Here is a 16463-nt window from a genome sequence, read left to right on the forward strand (position 1 = left end):
TTGTTTTGAAAAAGTTGCTGACAAAGCGTGTCAGTGGAATAGACTTCTTATTTTCTTCAAGCCGTATCATGTTTTCTACCTTTGTTACAAACAATTATGTGATATGGCTAAATTATACATTAACAAGGACATTGTAGCCGATAAGGATAAAATGGAAAATTGGTATTTGACCGGTGACGAGGGGCTTTCGTTTCCGGATATCCAATACTTCCTTTCATGGCTTGACCCGGCTGACCCTAAAATTGACATTGAAATCCATTCGTGTGGCGGTGATACAGTTGAGGGGTATGCTATTTATGATGCATTACGTGCGTCAGGTAAGGAAATATCTTGTACCGTTGTTGGACGATGTGCTTCTATGGCTACCATCATTTTGCTTTCTGCTCCACTTGAACGCAGAAAGGCTTATCCTCATGCAAAGTTTCTCATCCACAAACCATATTTGGCAAGATATGATGATTTATTGGACCTTGAAACTATAGAATCCATCAAATCAAGTCTGGAAGCGGAAAAGGATAAGATGATGGCTGTATATGTTGAACGGACAGGAGTTGAATCGACCATTTTGGAGGTCCAGATGAACAAGGAGGCATGGTTTGGCGGTGAGGTTGCAAAACAACTTGGATTTATATCTGATGTTCTTATACCAACTACAGCAAAAGGAACTGATTATAAACTTAATAGTGAGAAAATGAACAAAGAAAAACAAGTAACGGTAAAGCAATCTATCATTGACAGACTGCTTGCGAAATGTGGCTACCAGAAGATAGAAGACATTCCGGTAGTATCTATGGAACTGACAGATGCCGAAGGTAATACACTGACGGTGGAACGTGAAGAAGGAGAACCGCAAGTGGGAGATGCGGCATCCCCCGATGGCGAGCATGTTATGCCCGATGGTAAGACTATCATTGTAACAGACGGAGTGATTACAGAAATCAAAGACCCGGAAGAAACAAACGGTGATGAGGAGATTGAAGCTTTAAAGGCGCGCATTGAAGAACTTGAAGAGGAAAATGCGGCATTGAAAACCAATGCCCGTACAGTTGAGGACAATAAGATACTGAATGCTGTAAAGATGGCAGGGGGTGAGAATTGGCTAGCAAAACATTGTTCAACCTATAGAGTCTCTTTGCGTACCCAATCCTTCAAGAATACTGTTGAGACACAAGCAAGTGCAGAGGAGACACCTATTCAAAGAAAATTGAGAGAGGAAAGGGAGAAGAGAGCTAAAAAGTAAAGAAAGGAGAATTGAGTATGCCTATTTTAGATTTTTCAAAATTGACGCCAGACAATCAGGCGGTGAAAGATTTGAAAGACTTGATTGAACTGACAGTCTTTCAAAATGAGGATATGGAGCGTTTTATGACGTTCATGCCTAAAGTGACCAATGGCAAGAAAGTTGGTTTCATCGGTGAGATGGAGGATGTAGGTATCGCAGGCGCCGGATGTGACCCTGAATATCAAAAAGTGGCTATCGCTGCCGCCCAGAAAGTATGGGAAATTGGTGACTGGCAAGTCCCGTTGGAAATGTGCTATGAGGACTTGGAGAATACTATTGCAAAGTACTGCTTGAAGACGGGTACCAATATTGCGGACCTTACTTCTACTGAATATATGGATGGGATTGTCCTTCCAAAACTGACGGAAGCAATGATGAAAATGTTATGGCGCTTCACTTGGTTTGGAGACAAGGATGCCGCTAATATTGACGGTTCCGGTCAAATTACGGATGGATTGAATGTAGAATTGTTCAAGACATGTGACGGTTTCTTTAAACGCCTGTTTGCCATATGTGCAGAGAATTCCGGTCAGCATACCGTTATATCAGCCAACTCTGAAACATCTTATGCTTTGCAGAAGTCCAAGATGAAAGAATTGGGGGCTGCTACATCTGTGTTTGACGCGATGCTTGAAGATGCGGATAGCCGTATTTTCCAGAAGTCCGGACATGCAATTTTTGCTACAAAATCATTATGTGATTCTTTGTCACGTGATGTGAGGGAGAAATATAAGGTTATTATGCCTTGGACGGTCATTTTTGACGGCCTTGAAGTAGGAGAGTATGACGGCGTTACGGTCGTAAAATGTTCTATTTGGGATAGATTTATTCAAGCGTATCAGAACGATAAAACGAAACTGAACCTTCCTCACCGTGCGGTTCTATGTTCTCCGGACAATTTAATGTACGGTTGTGAAGGCGATAACCCGATATCTGACCTTGATATCTGGTTTGAAAGAAAACCCCGTAAGAATTATATCTATTCTACTGGTAAACTCGGTTCTATGATTGGCGAGGACAACTTGGTGCAAGTAGCATATTGACAAAAGGAGGTATTCTATGGGAGTATGTGATGATATTTTAAAGAAAGATATTGTTCCGTCGTGTGATGATCCAGTAGTACAAGGATTGGAGCAGGAAGGGGTAATAATGAATCGTGCGGATGTGGACTTTGCAGCCACAGTATTCAATTCTACAAAAAAGAATGTGATTGAAACGCTGGCTATGAAAACCGGGAAGAAGGCTTATAAGGTTGTTGTTCCTGGTAAAAATCCATTTACGGGTACAAAGACCTCATTAGTGGCTGGCACATATCGTAGTTCGTTTACCAATACTGTCGCGATTGTGATATTGGCAAACGACCCGGATGTATGCGCTGATGTTATTGACGGATTGGCTAACGGTACCTATGTTGTGGTGTTGGAGAATAAATATAAGGGTTTACAGAAAGAAGGAAACCCTGGTGATGCCGCTTTTCAGGTGTATGGTTACTACCAAGGGCTTACAGCTACAGCTATCGACAACGATAAGTATAGCGAGGATACTGAAGGTGGATGGGCTGTTACCTTGGAAGAGCAGAAAACGCCTAAATCTGCATTATTCTTGTTCAAGACGAGTTATGAAGCAACTAAGACTGCTGTCAACACTTTGACGGCTGAACCGGCAGCATAGGAGGGAATATGCTTGTCTTGGAGATGGTTGATAAGTTGAAGAGATTGGGGGATAAGGTCTCCCTTTCTTCTTCTGATAAATCAGACATTGAACTGATGTTTCATGAAGTTCTTGGTAGGACATTTACCAAGACCTCATGTGGTGATTGCTATCGTGACGCTGTGATTGAAATGTATTCGTACTTAAAAAGATATGGAAAAATGAAAGAAAAATCAAGTTATGCATTGAAAAATGGTGTATTGCTCCAAGTAGGCTTTGGAAGTAGTGAAATGTACACCAACAACAATCTTACTGACGAAGCGGCAGAAAGGTATCTTGCGGAAAATCCTAAAGGGATAGTCTTTTTTGCTTCAACGCCTTCCGATTGGGAGAAAAGGGTTGAAAGACGGATGAGTCCTGCTTTACCATTGGATGAAACTTTGGTTTCAGAATTGGTGAAAGCCTTTGAAGTGGAAGGTGCTACTTCTGAGATTGTGAGAGATGCGTTCAAGACTTATAAACTGAACGGGAAGAAAGTTACAGCTAAAGTATTGGATGCTCATATTAAAGAGGCTCAATCTGTAGTTGACTCTAAGCAGACTATAGAAGCCGTAGAAACGGTGAAATAAAGAATAACCTCACGGAACGATGAATGTAAATGAATTAAAGAAGAAGAGTAATAGGCGTGTTGACACGGGCTATTTACGTAATCTTGGCATCCAAAGCTACGGTGATGATAATTTATATCCCCAACATCTAAGAAATATCATCGCTGCGAGTTCAACGGGTAGCGAATGTGCAGAACGTTATGCCAATTTCATAGAGGGAAATGGGTTTCGTGAGGTTGCTTTTTCTGAATATGTGGTTAACCGCCGTGGAGATACGGCAGATGACATCCATGCTTTCGTCTGCAAGGATGTTGCTGATTACGATGGGATGGCGATACATGTTAATTATAATATGTTCGCAGATATAGTGGAAGTACAGCACATCCCCTTTGAAAATTGCCGTTTGTTGGAGGAGGATGAATCCGGATATATCGCAAAAATCGCAGTTCATCCGGATTGGACAGGAAAGAAAACCCGTCAGGGAAAAGCCATAAAGGTAATACCAGAAAATGTGGAGTTTATAGATGTATTTAATCCACGTAAGGAGGTGGTCTATGCGCAAATTCGGGCTGCCGGAGGGATTGAAAACTATAAGGGGCAGATACTATGGATTAGCAACACAGGGAAATTCGTGTATCCTATCGGAAGAGCTGACCGTGTGATTACGGAAATGAGTACGGATGAGGGATTAGCCAATGTGAAGTATCGTAATGTGCGTTGTAACTTCATGCCTTCCGGGATGATAATTACAAAGAAAGGTGCTTCTTCGGTACGTTTTGATGAAAACGGAAATCCTATAAAAGAGGATAGGACTAATGAAGATACTGGTTTTTCTGATACTATCGTGCAATTACAAGGAGACACCAATGCGACAAAGGTCTTAGAGGTAACCTTGGAATCTGATGAAGAAAAACCGGAGTTTGTGGATATTAGTCCTAAAAATTATGATAAGGAGTTTACCGTTACTGATGCCAGTGTGGTTGAACGTATTTATTCGGCTTTCGGGCAGGAGCCTTGGTATTGTATCCGGATTGGTAAGGTTGGTTTTTCTGGGGATATATTGGAAGATGCTTTTGAATACTATAACTCTATTGTGTCAAAGCAACAACGCATGATTGAACGGGCTTTTCAGAAAATTTTTGCGCATTAGTATGAACCTCTCAATCCTTCCAATGACTTTAGTGTACAACCTCTTAAATATATAAGAAATGCTGCGATGTCTAATAACAACAGATGAGGTCTATAAGTTGGCTCGTACGATGTCAATACACATCGATACGGAAAAGATAGAGGCATATATTCGGGAGTCGGAGAACATTGATTTGAAGTCAGCTTTGGGTGATGCTTTATTCTTAGATGTGAAAGAACATCCGGAAAATTATAGTGAGTTGCTTAATGGTAGTTCTTATACCATAGAATGTGGAGGCAAACGTTCCTTTGTAGGGCTGAAAACGACATTAGCATATTATACCTATGCTCGTATCGTGAAAAATGGAGATGGAAATGTCACCCGTTTTGGATTTGTCAATAAAGATAACGAGTATTCGTCGCGTTCTGATTTTAAGGAGAAACTTATGGCTTATAATGATGCTTTCTCTGTTGCTGATAGGTATATGAAAGAATGTGTTCGGTATTTGAATGATAACAAAAAAGACTTTCCGCTGTATAGGGGAAATGGAGGGATTAATGCTAATCGTGTAACTTTTAGAGTACTTGGTGAATAATGCCTGATACACTTGACATATTAAGGAAACTTGCTCTACAGATAAGGAACGCCTCTTCTGAGGGAGAGAATACCGCAGAGAGGGTTGGACGGACATTTATTGGCATTCTTGAACTCATTCAACAAGGAATGAGCATCGAAGAATTATCAAAGGTGTTCCTTCGCAAAGACCAGTCTGACGGCACAAATTTTCTGTTGAAGTTCGGCGAGTTTATCGACTCTATGGTCGCGGGCAAGGGTGCCGGAATATTCCCTGACGGCCGTATGCAGCTGTCCCGCCTCGAGGTCCGCGACAGCCTTACCGTCCTTGAGCTTATCTTCAACCGTCTCTCCGCCATGGAGAGCGACTATTCATTCTCCGAGTCCGGTACCATCGAAAGTGTATCGCAGCTTGAAGACGGCACATACAGCCTGAAGATGAAGAAGCGGTGGGATAACGACTTTACTGCACTGGCAGAAAACGATGTTGTATATGGTGTTGTCAATGACCTTACATCAGGTGGCGGCAAGTATTATACCTCCTGGCTACGTGTCTTGCATGTTGACATCTCAGCCAATACGATCAACGCTGTGATGTACCCTGATAGCGAGGTGCCGGGTGGCAAGAATTATCCTCCTGAGCCGTTGATGATATTATCACACCGTGGCAACCCGGTTGATACTGAACGGCAGGGTTATTGGTATCTGTCATCCCGTGAGCATTGTATCTGCATGCTTAACGGGGTCACAAAACCCATCCTTGAGGAAAGCAACTATTCGGTGATCGTCGGCAGGCTGAAGCATCTGTCTCTGTTCGACAACCTGCCCATCAACTACCTGCACTCTTATATCTACGTTCGGGGATTGGTAGCGCAGGACATCCACCGCATCGACTTCCAAGGCGTATTACCCCGCATCGCCAACGACCGCGGCGAGTGGAGCATGGAGACCGCCACGGGAGCAGAACCCTACCAAGCCGACCGCGAGGCACAGACCGAGACTGTACGTGTGATGATGTACGATACCGTGTGGCACTACGGATGCAAGTGGATGTGTCTTGTTTCCGGCACTACCGACGAACCGAAGTACGGAGCAGCGGGCTGGGCAATGGTCGAGGGCAATCCGGATTTCAGCATCGATATAAAAAGCAGCAACGGCTGGTACTTCGATGCGGAGCGTTTTGCGACCACCCTCACCATTACCGGTGAGCTGTACAACCGTGACGTGACGGCGCATATCCTTGACAGTGATGTGGAGTGGACGCGCGACACGGGCAACGTCACCGAGGACAACGCCTGGGCGGTCGCACACGCGGAAACCGGCAAGTCGCTGCCGCTGACGGTCAACGACCTCGGCCCCGACTATATGAACATGACCGGGTGCAAGTTTATCGCAAGGGTGCTGCTGCGTGACGGGCAGAATAATTATGAGACAATGAATTATATAACTTTCTAATTATGCAGACTATACAGAAGAAGATAGAGGTCAACTACCGCCCTCTCCAGACCAGCGGCGGGATAGAGGTTGTCGGCAGCGTACCGGACGTGCAGGTGTACCAGGCTGACAAGGCCGAGTACACTCCGGACTACACGCTTACCCCCCTGACGCTGTTCCCCCGGTGCAATGCCACCGACCCGGATGCGGTGACCAAAGTGGGCGCGGTCAACGCGTCATTGGTCAACATGAAGTGGTACGAGCGCTTGAACGGTGTGCGGACATTGATTACATCTGCCAACAAGAGCTATGTCATTACCGAGACCGGAGCCGAGAAGGGTAAGATACAAGTGAAAAAGAATACCGTTCCCGGCAGTCCGGTAACACTGGAGTTCTACGCCGAGTATGTCGATGCGAAGCGTACCGGACAGACGCACGTCTACCGTTTCAGCCGTCTTGTTCGCGCCGTAGATGGCAGCGAAGCACAGCCTAAGCTGGTGATTGATTCTCCTTCTTCTTTGGATTGGAATCCTTGCCGTGATATATCAAAACATATCATTACCGCCAAGCTGCTTGTCGGCGATGTAGATGTCACAGCAACCAACAAGTGCAAGTTCTTCTTCTATCGGAAGCTGAATACGGGCGCACTGGAGCAGATTACCGACGGTAACGGCGACAATGACTGGGAGTTCGTATCACTGACAAAGAACGTGCTTACCATAGACCGGGACTATATCGGCCACGAACAGACCTACGTTGTGAAAGCATCGTACTCGAAGGACGGTGCTCCTTCATCCAAGCCGGACAGTGACATAGACTATGTCTCCACCACCATTCGCAGGCGTATTCCCGCCATCGAGATTGACTGGGAGGGATTTCCGCAGCAGGTGGCCGACGGAACCAAGATGATATACCCGAAACCGGTCATCCGTGATACGGCAGGGATTGTCCCCAATCCCCAGGCCATCCTTGAGTGCGAATGGTACACGAAGGTGGCCGGCGCCTCCTCATACGTGCTGGCCGCTGCCGGGTACTCGCCCTCCATCCCATGCACCGACGGCATGATGCTACAGCTGAAGGTGATTGACAAGGGCCCGTATGCGGCGGTGGTGACATCTGACGGCAAGTACGTGACGGATGACAGCGGTAAGTTTATAGTGGCAAGGAAAAGGGATGTTTAACCATTAATCGATAGCAGTATGGCATTTTATATCAAAGTGACGAGAGAGGTTGCGGACAAGCTGGGAGTGGCAGGAATCCGCAACAGCACTGCCGACGGCAATGTGCTGTTATGGCAGGCCGATGTGGCAGGCTTTCCCGGCGATACGGTATTCGACCGGGCGGCAGTAGTCGGGGGCGTGTGCCTTTCCCCGCAGCAGGCCAAGGGTGAGATAGACGGCGTGGAAGATCCGGTGGAGGTCGCCACTCCGGAGGGTTTCATGGATAAAGACGGGGAGGAGGTGACCGATGAGCGTAGCGAGTAAGGTCGGGCAGGTGATATTCTCACAGAAGTCCGGTGTATACATGCCTGCCATCATGTGCGACAAGGGAGACCTGTACCAGGAGTATGACGGTGAGTCGGGCGCTCCGACAAACATAGCCCCCGACTTTACCACGATGAAGCCGACGCTCTCCTTCCTTCTCACCTCCTCACGGGTGGCTGAGGGGATTGTGGTGCCCTCTTCCATCAGGTGGTATTTCAATGACGTGTTGATAAGCTTCACATCCAACGTCTCCACGAACACGTTTGGCGGCGAGACGGGTCATTTCAAGTTCATTCCATATAAAGCAGGCACTACAAACTATTACGGGCTTCAGATCGTGAAGAACCTGGTGAAGGCGTCATCCGGTGCGAGCTGCAGCGTCAAGGCGGTGGCTACGGTGACCGTGGGCAACGTGTCGGATGAGGTGCAGTTCGTCTACAGCATCTCTATCACCAAGGGTGTGGGCAACCAGAACGTGGTGACCATCGTTTCGGGTGATGACAAATACTTTGCCATCCGTGAGAAGGGAGGCAGTGTCGTTCTCACGGCGATGGCGAGACGTGGAGCGTCAGAGATCACCTCCGGACTGACCTACAAGTGGTCCAGGATGGTTAACGGTGCCTGGCAGACACTCGTCGACCAGACTGGCAAGAGTCTGACCGTTACGGACAGCCTGGTTGACACTACGGGCATCTTTAAGGTGGAGGTGTCGCAGGGCGGCAATCTGATAGGCCTTGACACGCAGACGGTGATGGACTTGTCAGACCCCTACGACATCATAACTAATCCCAATCCCGAGGATGAGACGATTGTTTCCGGTTCCGGAGGTTCGGTGACTTATACGCCTATCCTTGTCAAGCGGGGACAGACCACGAAGGCAAAGAATATGCTGTTCTATTTTGTCTTTATGGATTCGGCAGGGGTCATTCTCAATCCGGCTACGGCGAATGTGGCTGCGGCAAGCGGTACCTGCACCGAAGCTATGTGCCAGCAGGCAGGCGGCAATGTTTCATGGACAATCTCAACGGCAGCATGATATGGCAAAGAAAGCGTTGGCAAGCAAGACGGGAGAAGTGAAGTATCTCCAGCAGGGACCGGTCGGCCCGCTGGTCTATCCGACCGGGGAGTACGCGGCATCCGTATCCTATACCCGTACCCCACTGTCCGCACCCATGGTGCTGTGTGAGGGGCAGTATTACGTATTGAACAAGGAGGGCACTTTTAAGAATATTAATCCGAAAAAGGACTATGCGGCCAACGGCAGCAAGGCCACCTGGGTGCTGATGGACAAGGTCAGGTATTCGTTCGTCGAGATTCTGATGGCGAACTTCGCAAAACTGGCGAGCGCCGTATTCTACGGGCAGTACATGTTCTCCCAGTACGGGGTGAGAGCGGACGGTTCGGCCGTGGAGACGGAGGGCGGGTACAAGGACTTCAATTACAGTGATCCGATGAATCCGGCGAACGGGTTCAGGCCGAACCTGCTGATTGACTTCTTGAGGGGGATCTTTTATGGAAGAAATGTCGAGGTTGACGGCGGCGTGTTCAGAAACATCAGGTCCCCCAACGGTGCATTCCGAATAGAGGATAACGGTGACATTAAGATTATCGGCAAGTTCTCCACTTCACTGAATGGAACGAGAATCGAGTTGGATCCGGATACCAACTCCATCAGGATGTACAACCAGAACAATAGTGTTATCGGTGAAATCAAGTTTATGGAAGAGCAATGGAATGGAAACATCAATTACCTTCCTATGGTCAGATTGAGGAACTACCATAACAGTGAGGAATTTGGCGATACTATTCTGCGAGCAGGCTCGATTATGATTAATGACTCGTCGTTGGGAAATGATGTATACAGTGCTCTCATAAATCCATCCATCGGGTTGGCGTTTTCCAAGAATGGGGTGGAAACGAAACGCTATTCGAACAGTTGACAAAATAAGATAATTATTAACAAAACGAGAATAAAAACAAAATGTTAAACTGGTTGTCGTTTTTATCCGAAAATGACGACCCTCAAAAGTACAAGGGATATGATAGAGAAGGTAAACATAAGTCAAGCCTTGAACAGCTTATCTGTTAAGGATGATGCAGATTTTTTCTATGGGGAAACAAGTAGTGAACCGGTGAAGATTAAGAAAAGCGACCTTAATTTGCAAATGAACAAAGCAAATATTGTTAAAGATGGAGACTTAAACAACCTTGTAGAAGCTGGAGAATATAGCGTATGGAATAATGTGGCAAACATTCCAACCAATAGCTTTTATTGGGTCAAAGTTATAGGTTCAGCTGATTTTGTACAAATAGCAATATCCTTTATCGACCTGAAAGAGTATAAGAGGTCACGAGTCAATGGTGTTTGGACTCAATGGAAATGATTTTTACTACTAAATAGAATATTTCCTAATACATTCTTTTTCATTCGTATCTTCTGACCCTCAAAAGTACAAAGGTATGATAGAAAAGGTTAATATAACAGATGCCAATGTGGTTGAGTTAATTAGAGAAAAACTGCCTGCTGCAACAGAAGCAAACAAGGGACTTATGCAAGCTAATGGATTTGAACAAGGTAAGAATATATTAAATGAAGAATACGATAGTAAAATCAGTGCTGGTGTATATTCATCTACTGATAATTTAAATAATATGGGCACTGGAATTTTATTAGCGCTAAGAGGGTTTCAATACACAGCCATTTATATATTACTAACTCTGCAAAAATATATATTAAAACCATTCGTAGCAATGGAGAGGTTTTGAAAGATTGGACGTTAATAAATAATACCATAACATAAGAGACTTTTGGAGTATCCATTTTCCTACCTATCCTTTGACCCTCAAAAGTACAAGGATATGATAGAGAAAGTTAACATAACAGATTCCAATGTAGTTGAGTTAATCAGAGGGAAACTACCCATTGCAACAGAGGTAAAAAACGGTCTGAAACCTTCCAGGGACATGCGACAAGAAAAGCGGGTATCCATGACATCCTCCATATTGTTGTTTGAGAGAAAGGACACATCTTCTTTCTCCGATGGAATTCTATTTAGTGTACAGTCATACGGAGGAGGACCGGTTGCCCTATATTTCCTTTCAATATATAGGTCTGAAGGGGTAACAGCAGCTCCTTCATACAAATTAAATCTGATAGGCGGTGTTTTGGGAACGGAAAATGCAAGGCCGAAATTCAAGCTCTATAATACCGATACTGGAGCATTCAAGGTATTTCTTGAGCGTAGGGATTACACGCCCGGAGTATATGCGAAACTATTGTCTTCCTACCATCCGACAACATTTGAATTCATATTGGAAGCGGCTGACGAGAGTGAGGTGACTGCTGCGAGCTACATGGAGGAGTCTAAGGTGGGGGAATAATTCCCCCCACTGTAGCATTTATTTCCGTTTCTTGTCTTTGTCGCCATTGACGGATGTTTAGTTTGTGAGAAACAGATTATCCGTTCCGGCCATCTCGGATAAAACGGGTAGGTCTGTTACGTTGATATGTCTGTTAACGATATATATTTCCACTCTGACCAATCATCTTTCCCGTTGACAGTGACACACTTTCTTACAAGGATAAAGTTTTTCCTTGCAGGAAAATCAATATGTATTGTATATTCATTTACATACAAGACTAAGAGCACACCATGCGCGCCATAGAAAGTCCCCGTACCGATTATGGGGTCCCCATGCATATACACACCAGGTTGCTTGAGGTTATCTATAACTTCTTGACTGTTATATATAAAGGAGCCTCTTGCACATAATATGTCACTCAAAAAAGATTCCACCGTTTCTAAAATGCCCTCTCCCTGGGTATTCAGCCCGCGTATCTGAGCAATTATTCCGTTAGGCAAACCTCTCTCCACTTCTGACAACTTAATCTTTTCCATCATACCTTTGTACTTTTGAGGGTCAGAAGATTCGATAAGAAATAAAAGGAGCAAATTATACCGTCATATTAGGTAATATTTACTGATTTCCATTCACTCCAAGCAAGTTCAGTTCTTGTCCTTATGAATACATTTAGAAGGCCAGTAACACTACATGCTATTTGAACAATATAATTATTTAATCCTTTAAGTACAAAAAGAATACCATAGCTAATTGAATTGGATGGTCCGTTGATGGTGCCATTAACGCTAACGTTTATGTAGTATATACCAATTTCTGTATTTAAGTTGTAATCTTTTACGGGTGTTCCTTTTTGAAACATTGCATTAAGCAAATCACCCTTATTGATCTTCCCCTGGCTATTCCCTTTTTCCACACACACATAGTCTGCATCAGTTACTATCTGATACTGGTTCATTACTTGACTTATGTTTACCTTCTCTATCATATCCTTTGTACTTTTGAGGGTCAAAGGATATGACGGAAATAAGCAATAGACAGCAATGAGCACAATAAAAGTAAAAGTTACTGAGCATTTCTACAGATTATTAATACGGCTAAAAGAATTTCCTCCGCTTATTTCATAGTAAGTCTGTCCAGTCCGTAACATTCTCTTCAAGAACGTTACGGAATACACAATCTGACGTGTAGAATCCTTGAAAGCAAGTTGTTATAGAAAATTCCGTATTGAATTTAACCGCAAGATATAACTGCCCTTCATAAGTACAATGTCCCAATTTGAAGTTTACAGGACCATCGGCACTTGCTCCCATTACATTCATATCATTAACAAGGAATGAAGAGGAACGGAACAGCATTATATCGGCTTTTACCATCATAGGCATGTAGTTCATTCCAGCTCTTAACACATATAGGCTACCCAAGACTCCGGCTGCATCCATTTTATCAGTCAGTCCGGAAATGGGGACAATCAAAAGAATCCTGCTTCCTGCCCCTGAAGTAGTACTATACCTTAATTGTGTATATCGTAATTTGTCCGTTCCCGATGCCATAGCGATATACTCAGTCTTTGGCAAACGGTCTATAGGCATTTGCGCCAAGCTTTGACCGGATGTTAACCCAATAAGTGATGCCGGATTACCGGTTGCCACTTCTGATAACTTTACTTTCTCTATCATCCTTGTACTTTTGAGGGTCATTAGAATACCCTTTTTGGTTAGGCTGTTGAATAAGACTACCTTCACGGCTAAAAATGGTTTACGCATACATTAGGGTTAGCACTGACAAACAAACAGTCGAGAACCAAAGGTTCGAAGTCCAGAAATTTGCAACGGAAAAAGGACTTGTAATAGATAAATGGGTGTCCGAGAAGGTTTCCGGTACCAAAATTGCTAATGATAGGAAATTAGGTCCACTTCTCAAGAGGATGAAGAAAGGCGACACTCTAATCATAACAGAAATCAGCCGATTAGGAAGAAACCTGATGGGTATTATGTCAATGCTTCACCTCTGTATGATTAAGGAAACTTGTGTTCTTACTGTCAAGGAGCGTTACGAATTAGGTAATAACATCAACAGTAAGGTATTGGCATTCGCTTTCGGTTTATCCGCTGAAATTGAACGTGACCTTATCAGTCAGCGAACCAAGGAGGCCCTTGCTTACAGAAAAGCTGCAGGAATACGACTTGGTCGAAAAAAGGGGGATAAAAACACGCATTACAAGCTGACTGGAAAGGAAAATCTTATCCGAACTATGCTCGAATATGGTTATAGTAAAGCCGTTATTTGCCGGAAGTTGAAGTGCAATCCTAAAACATTGGATGAACATTTAAAAAGGATGCAATAAGTAATCGGATTTCAAATATAAATTCCTATATTTGCTTGTAGAAATGTATATAAATACCAAGAGCTTAGTGGCGACTTATGTTGTCATCGAGCTCTTTTTTTATGTCCTTTTTCAAGGTTGTGGAAGCAATTACTTTTGCTGTCACGGGATGTCAGTGGAAAATTGTAATTCAACAACTTGTTTGATTTCGTCTGATGTACATTTGTACAATGTCGGACGTTTGTATGGTTGGTTACTAAATATTACACCCTACTCGTCACAAGCAGGGTGTAATTGGACTTTATAAATTAGATAAGTTTTCAAAAAACGGTACAAATATAGTTTTTAATGTTTATATAAACAAGGATGAAATAAATGGTTGGGGGCAGTGATTGTAGAATGTTGGTGTATTTGATGATGCCTTGCTTTTTTCGTACACGGGGCATTCATATAAAAAACCGTCCTACCTCACGGTAGAACGGAATTTTTGCAGGGAATTAGAGAGAAGTATGATGTTGCGGTATGAAGTTTACTCCCTGCGCAGATTTATAAAGCTTCGCATCCGGTTTGCTCTCACGAACAAACCAGGACACAGTCGAATTAAAAAATTGTTTATGAGAAACAAAGATACTCATTTTTATCGAGATATGCAGGATACAAGAAAAATACGTCCGACCAGTCGCAGGCAAGACGTATTACAATCTGCTATATAAAATTTGTTTATGAAACGTTGCAAATATAACCTTTAATATTAAAAAAAACAAATGGAAATAGACATTGCAAACATGGTCAGCGCCCTCGGAACTTTGGCGGCTGCCTATTTCGCCTACAACCAGTACACTAAGAACAAGATGACGGATTTAAAAGTGGAGTACTTCAAGAAAGAAGAGGAAAGGAAAAGTTACCGTAGGAGTGAGAACTCGGCCAGGGTATTCGGTGAGCTTTGGAGGGTTCTTTATGAAACGAAAGCGGACCGGGTGTATATCGTCCAACCTCATCCTTTGGGACATGTGGCGTTCCTTAGTATACAGTTCGAGGTGAAGCGTAAGGGCATTGCCGGTATGCGTGAGAATGTCCAGTCGCTTCCCATGAGTGAGGTGGCGGTATTTGCGAAAAGCCTTGCGGAGAATCTTTTCATGTTCTATTCGGATATTGACAGCCAGGTCAAGGATAGGGTTGTCAAATCATTACTCTCGACGAACGGATGCCGCAGTGTTGCCATCAAGAGGCTCAATTCCTCCCAGGATTGGGTTGGCAATATCTTTTGTGAGTTTACTGATGATACCGGGATGGGTGAGGACGAACTTCACAAAGTATTGCATGAGGCGGCGGTGAATATCCAGTACATCCTTCCGGAGTTCAGGGAGGTCAAATTATGAAAAAGGAAGGTGTTTCACAACGGCTCCCTTTCCCTTAATACTACACAACTTAAAGTTTAAACAAAGGCGTTTGCAAATATATTGTATTTTTATGTAAAACCAAAAATCAAGGAGGAAAATAAGAATGGCGAATGTGTATAAATTAGCGCCGTGGATTCTCAAATGGGAAGGCGGTTTTGTAAATGACCCTGACGATTTGGGAGGGGCTACGAATATGGGTGTGACTATCGGCACGTGGAAATCATGCGGCTATGACAAGGACGGTGACGGTGATATAGACGTGGATGACCTGCGTCTGCTTACCCGTGAGGATGTCGTTAACCGGGTGCTCAAGCCGCATTATTGGGACAGATGGAAAGCTGACGATATTAAATCGCAATCAGTTGCTAATATCCTTGTCGATTGGGTGTGGGCATCCGGTGCGCATGGGATAAAGATACCTCAACGCTTGCTTGGTGTTACTGTGGACGGAATAGTAGGTCCTAAGACACTTGCTGCGGTGAATGCCAGGAACCCGCGTGAGTTGTTCGACATGATTAAGCTTGCACGGTTCGACTTCATTGAGGATATATGCAGGAAACGTCCGGCTAACAATAAATTCAAGAGAGGCTGGATGAACCGTATAAATGACATTGCCTATGTTGGCTAAGGTTATGAACTGGGTAAGCCGGCATATATTGCTGGCTCCTTTCATGTGTCTGTTCCTATTGTTATCATGTGGCAGCTCTCATAAAACTGTCAAGTCCGATGCAGAAGTAATCAGAAAGGACAGCACGAGTGAATCGGTCGATATCGTACATGGGGCAAGTACCTCTTTGAGCGAACTCATTACCGCTAATGGTAACTATGTGATTGATTTCCGTATCTATGATACAAGAAAACCGCCCGACAGCCTGACCGGGAAATCTCCGTTATTGGCTGACGGTCATGTAGAAGGTGATTTCAATAAGAAGGAGGATAGACAGACGGTAGTAGCCGATACTACGAGTGTCAAGGCTGATAAAAGAACCATTTCCAATACCCGTGAGGAAAAACGGTCAGAAACTATAAAAGAAAAAAAAGAATCCACCTTGCTTAAACAAATTGGTTTTGCTTGTGTTTGTGTAACCGTTTTGATTGTCGTTATGCTGATAGTAAAACATTGGCGCAACAGACAATCTTCATCATAAGACTTTAAATTTATAAATTGGACTGCTCTGGCTTGCGAAAGTCGGGGCAGTTTTATATGTTTACTGTAC

Annotated in this window: 21 protein-coding genes; 18 read left to right on the plus strand and 3 right to left on the minus strand. The window is 44.1% G+C overall.

Annotation, left to right across the window (positions count from 1 at the left end):
- Window positions 1–103 precede the first annotated feature (103 nt).
- From EYA81_RS15945 to EYA81_RS16010, 14 genes are all read left to right on the plus strand, one after another.
- The gene (locus EYA81_RS15945) at window positions 104–1240 is read left to right on the plus strand and encodes an ATP-dependent Clp protease proteolytic subunit (protein WP_117974898.1); all 1137 of its coding nucleotides are present in this window, start codon (window positions 104–106) and stop codon (window positions 1238–1240) included.
- Between the two features lie 17 nt (window positions 1241–1257).
- Window positions 1258–2325 (plus strand): hypothetical protein, encoded by a 1068-nt coding sequence (locus EYA81_RS15950; RefSeq protein ID WP_117974896.1) that lies wholly within the window; start codon window positions 1258–1260, stop codon window positions 2323–2325.
- A 16-nt stretch (window positions 2326–2341) separates the two neighbouring features.
- Complete coding sequence (locus EYA81_RS15955; protein WP_117589266.1) at window positions 2342–2953, plus strand: hypothetical protein; 612 nt, start codon at window positions 2342–2344, stop codon at window positions 2951–2953.
- 23 nt (window positions 2954–2976) lie between these two features.
- Complete coding sequence (locus EYA81_RS15960; RefSeq protein ID WP_129643886.1) at window positions 2977–3561, plus strand: hypothetical protein; 585 nt, start codon at window positions 2977–2979, stop codon at window positions 3559–3561.
- Between the two features lie 19 nt (window positions 3562–3580).
- Window positions 3581–4690, plus strand: coding sequence for a hypothetical protein (locus tag EYA81_RS15965; protein WP_131226057.1), 1110 nt, complete (start codon window positions 3581–3583; stop codon window positions 4688–4690).
- Window positions 4691–4799: 109 nt separating this feature from the next.
- Window positions 4800–5264, plus strand: a complete 465-nt coding sequence (locus EYA81_RS15970) for a hypothetical protein (RefSeq protein WP_131226059.1) — start codon at window positions 4800–4802, stop codon at window positions 5262–5264.
- 128 nt (window positions 5265–5392) lie between these two features.
- On the plus strand, window positions 5393–6697 hold the full coding sequence (locus EYA81_RS15975) for a hypothetical protein (protein WP_131226061.1): 1305 nt from the start codon (window positions 5393–5395) through the stop codon (window positions 6695–6697).
- A gap of 2 nt (window positions 6698–6699) precedes the next feature.
- On the plus strand, window positions 6700–7857 hold the full coding sequence (locus EYA81_RS15980) for a hypothetical protein (RefSeq protein WP_131226062.1): 1158 nt from the start codon (window positions 6700–6702) through the stop codon (window positions 7855–7857).
- An 18-nt stretch (window positions 7858–7875) separates the two neighbouring features.
- A complete protein-coding gene (locus tag EYA81_RS15985; RefSeq protein WP_035449790.1) occupies window positions 7876–8160 on the plus strand; it encodes a hypothetical protein in 285 nt (94 codons plus the stop codon).
- Window positions 8144–9196 (plus strand): hypothetical protein, encoded by a 1053-nt coding sequence (locus tag EYA81_RS15990; protein WP_131226064.1) that lies wholly within the window; start codon window positions 8144–8146, stop codon window positions 9194–9196. Before EYA81_RS15985 ends, EYA81_RS15990 begins: the two co-directional genes overlap by 17 nt.
- 1 nt (window position 9197) lies before the next feature.
- A complete protein-coding gene (locus EYA81_RS15995; RefSeq protein ID WP_131226066.1) occupies window positions 9198–10100 on the plus strand; it encodes a hypothetical protein in 903 nt (300 codons plus the stop codon).
- A gap of 99 nt (window positions 10101–10199) precedes the next feature.
- Window positions 10200–10544 carry a pyocin knob domain-containing protein gene (locus EYA81_RS16000; protein WP_117589304.1) on the plus strand — a complete coding sequence of 115 codons (345 nt, stop codon included), beginning with the start codon at window positions 10200–10202 and terminating at the stop codon, window positions 10542–10544.
- 76 nt (window positions 10545–10620) lie between these two features.
- A complete protein-coding gene (locus EYA81_RS16005; RefSeq protein WP_131226067.1) occupies window positions 10621–10926 on the plus strand; it encodes a hypothetical protein in 306 nt (101 codons plus the stop codon).
- A gap of 93 nt (window positions 10927–11019) precedes the next feature.
- Complete coding sequence (locus EYA81_RS16010) at window positions 11020–11541, plus strand: hypothetical protein (RefSeq protein WP_117974778.1); 522 nt, start codon at window positions 11020–11022, stop codon at window positions 11539–11541.
- A 116-nt stretch (window positions 11542–11657) separates the two neighbouring features.
- On the opposite strand, the gene EYA81_RS16015 is transcribed toward EYA81_RS16010, so the two are convergent.
- The 3 genes from EYA81_RS16015 to EYA81_RS16025 form a co-directional block, all read right to left on the minus strand.
- Window positions 11658–12062, minus strand: coding sequence for a hypothetical protein (locus EYA81_RS16015; RefSeq protein WP_117974780.1), 405 nt, complete (start codon window positions 12060–12062; stop codon window positions 11658–11660).
- A 65-nt stretch (window positions 12063–12127) separates the two neighbouring features.
- A complete protein-coding gene (locus tag EYA81_RS16020) occupies window positions 12128–12508 on the minus strand; it encodes a pyocin knob domain-containing protein (protein WP_117965679.1) in 381 nt (126 codons plus the stop codon).
- A 133-nt stretch (window positions 12509–12641) separates the two neighbouring features.
- Window positions 12642–13199 carry a hypothetical protein gene (locus EYA81_RS16025; protein ID WP_131226069.1) on the minus strand — a complete coding sequence of 186 codons (558 nt, stop codon included), beginning with the start codon at window positions 13197–13199 and terminating at the stop codon, window positions 12642–12644.
- A gap of 74 nt (window positions 13200–13273) precedes the next feature.
- Between EYA81_RS16025 and EYA81_RS16030 the strand changes: the two genes are divergently transcribed.
- The 4 genes from EYA81_RS16030 (at window position 13274) to EYA81_RS19360 (ending at window position 16394) form a co-directional block, all read left to right on the plus strand.
- Window positions 13274–13867: a master DNA invertase Mpi family serine-type recombinase gene (locus EYA81_RS16030; protein ID WP_117974782.1), complete on the plus strand. Its 594-nt coding sequence runs from the start codon at window positions 13274–13276 to the stop codon at window positions 13865–13867.
- 743 nt (window positions 13868–14610) lie between these two features.
- Window positions 14611–15225, plus strand: coding sequence for a hypothetical protein (locus tag EYA81_RS16035; RefSeq protein WP_117974784.1), 615 nt, complete (start codon window positions 14611–14613; stop codon window positions 15223–15225).
- Between the two features lie 124 nt (window positions 15226–15349).
- Complete coding sequence (locus tag EYA81_RS16040; protein WP_117974786.1) at window positions 15350–15874, plus strand: glycoside hydrolase family 108 protein; 525 nt, start codon at window positions 15350–15352, stop codon at window positions 15872–15874.
- On the plus strand, window positions 15864–16394 hold the full coding sequence (locus EYA81_RS19360; protein ID WP_171030430.1) for a hypothetical protein: 531 nt from the start codon (window positions 15864–15866) through the stop codon (window positions 16392–16394). Before EYA81_RS16040 ends, EYA81_RS19360 begins: the two co-directional genes overlap by 11 nt.
- The last annotated feature ends 69 nt before the right edge of the window (window positions 16395–16463 follow it).

The organism is Bacteroides sp. A1C1 (genome assembly GCF_004328515.1).
Lineage (GTDB): Bacteria > Bacteroidota > Bacteroidia > Bacteroidales > Bacteroidaceae > Bacteroides > Bacteroides uniformis.

Bases quoted from the DNA above. Each gene is read 5' to 3' on its own strand.
- EYA81_RS15960 (WP_129643886.1), top strand. From the start codon at position 2,977: ATGGTTGATAAGTTGAAGAGATTGGGGGATAAGGTCTCCCTTTCTTCT.
- EYA81_RS16025 (WP_131226069.1), bottom strand. From the start codon at position 13,199: ATGATAGAGAAAGTAAAGTTATCAGAAGTGGCAACCGGTAATCCGGCA.
- EYA81_RS16030 (WP_117974782.1), top strand. From the start codon at position 13,274: ATGGTTTACGCATACATTAGGGTTAGCACTGACAAACAAACAGTCGAG.
- EYA81_RS19360 (WP_171030430.1), top strand. From the start codon at position 15,864: ATGTTGGCTAAGGTTATGAACTGGGTAAGCCGGCATATATTGCTGGCT.
- EYA81_RS15945 (WP_117974898.1), top strand. From the start codon at position 104: ATGGCTAAATTATACATTAACAAGGACATTGTAGCCGATAAGGATAAA.
- EYA81_RS15995 (WP_131226066.1), top strand. From the start codon at position 9,198: ATGGCAAAGAAAGCGTTGGCAAGCAAGACGGGAGAAGTGAAGTATCTC.
- EYA81_RS16005 (WP_131226067.1), top strand. From the start codon at position 10,621: ATGATAGAAAAGGTTAATATAACAGATGCCAATGTGGTTGAGTTAATT.
- EYA81_RS15990 (WP_131226064.1), top strand. From the start codon at position 8,144: ATGAGCGTAGCGAGTAAGGTCGGGCAGGTGATATTCTCACAGAAGTCC.
- EYA81_RS15965 (WP_131226057.1), top strand. From the start codon at position 3,581: ATGAATGTAAATGAATTAAAGAAGAAGAGTAATAGGCGTGTTGACACG.
- EYA81_RS15975 (WP_131226061.1), top strand. From the start codon at position 5,393: ATGAGCATCGAAGAATTATCAAAGGTGTTCCTTCGCAAAGACCAGTCT.
- EYA81_RS15950 (WP_117974896.1), top strand. From the start codon at position 1,258: ATGCCTATTTTAGATTTTTCAAAATTGACGCCAGACAATCAGGCGGTG.
- EYA81_RS16010 (WP_117974778.1), top strand. From the start codon at position 11,020: ATGATAGAGAAAGTTAACATAACAGATTCCAATGTAGTTGAGTTAATC.
- EYA81_RS16020 (WP_117965679.1), bottom strand. From the start codon at position 12,508: ATGATAGAGAAGGTAAACATAAGTCAAGTAATGAACCAGTATCAGATA.
- EYA81_RS15955 (WP_117589266.1), top strand. From the start codon at position 2,342: ATGGGAGTATGTGATGATATTTTAAAGAAAGATATTGTTCCGTCGTGT.
- EYA81_RS15985 (WP_035449790.1), top strand. From the start codon at position 7,876: ATGGCATTTTATATCAAAGTGACGAGAGAGGTTGCGGACAAGCTGGGA.
- EYA81_RS16035 (WP_117974784.1), top strand. From the start codon at position 14,611: ATGGAAATAGACATTGCAAACATGGTCAGCGCCCTCGGAACTTTGGCG.
- EYA81_RS15970 (WP_131226059.1), top strand. From the start codon at position 4,800: ATGTCAATACACATCGATACGGAAAAGATAGAGGCATATATTCGGGAG.
- EYA81_RS16040 (WP_117974786.1), top strand. From the start codon at position 15,350: ATGGCGAATGTGTATAAATTAGCGCCGTGGATTCTCAAATGGGAAGGC.
- EYA81_RS16015 (WP_117974780.1), bottom strand. From the start codon at position 12,062: ATGATGGAAAAGATTAAGTTGTCAGAAGTGGAGAGAGGTTTGCCTAAC.
- EYA81_RS16000 (WP_117589304.1), top strand. From the start codon at position 10,200: ATGATAGAGAAGGTAAACATAAGTCAAGCCTTGAACAGCTTATCTGTT.
- EYA81_RS15980 (WP_131226062.1), top strand. From the start codon at position 6,700: ATGCAGACTATACAGAAGAAGATAGAGGTCAACTACCGCCCTCTCCAG.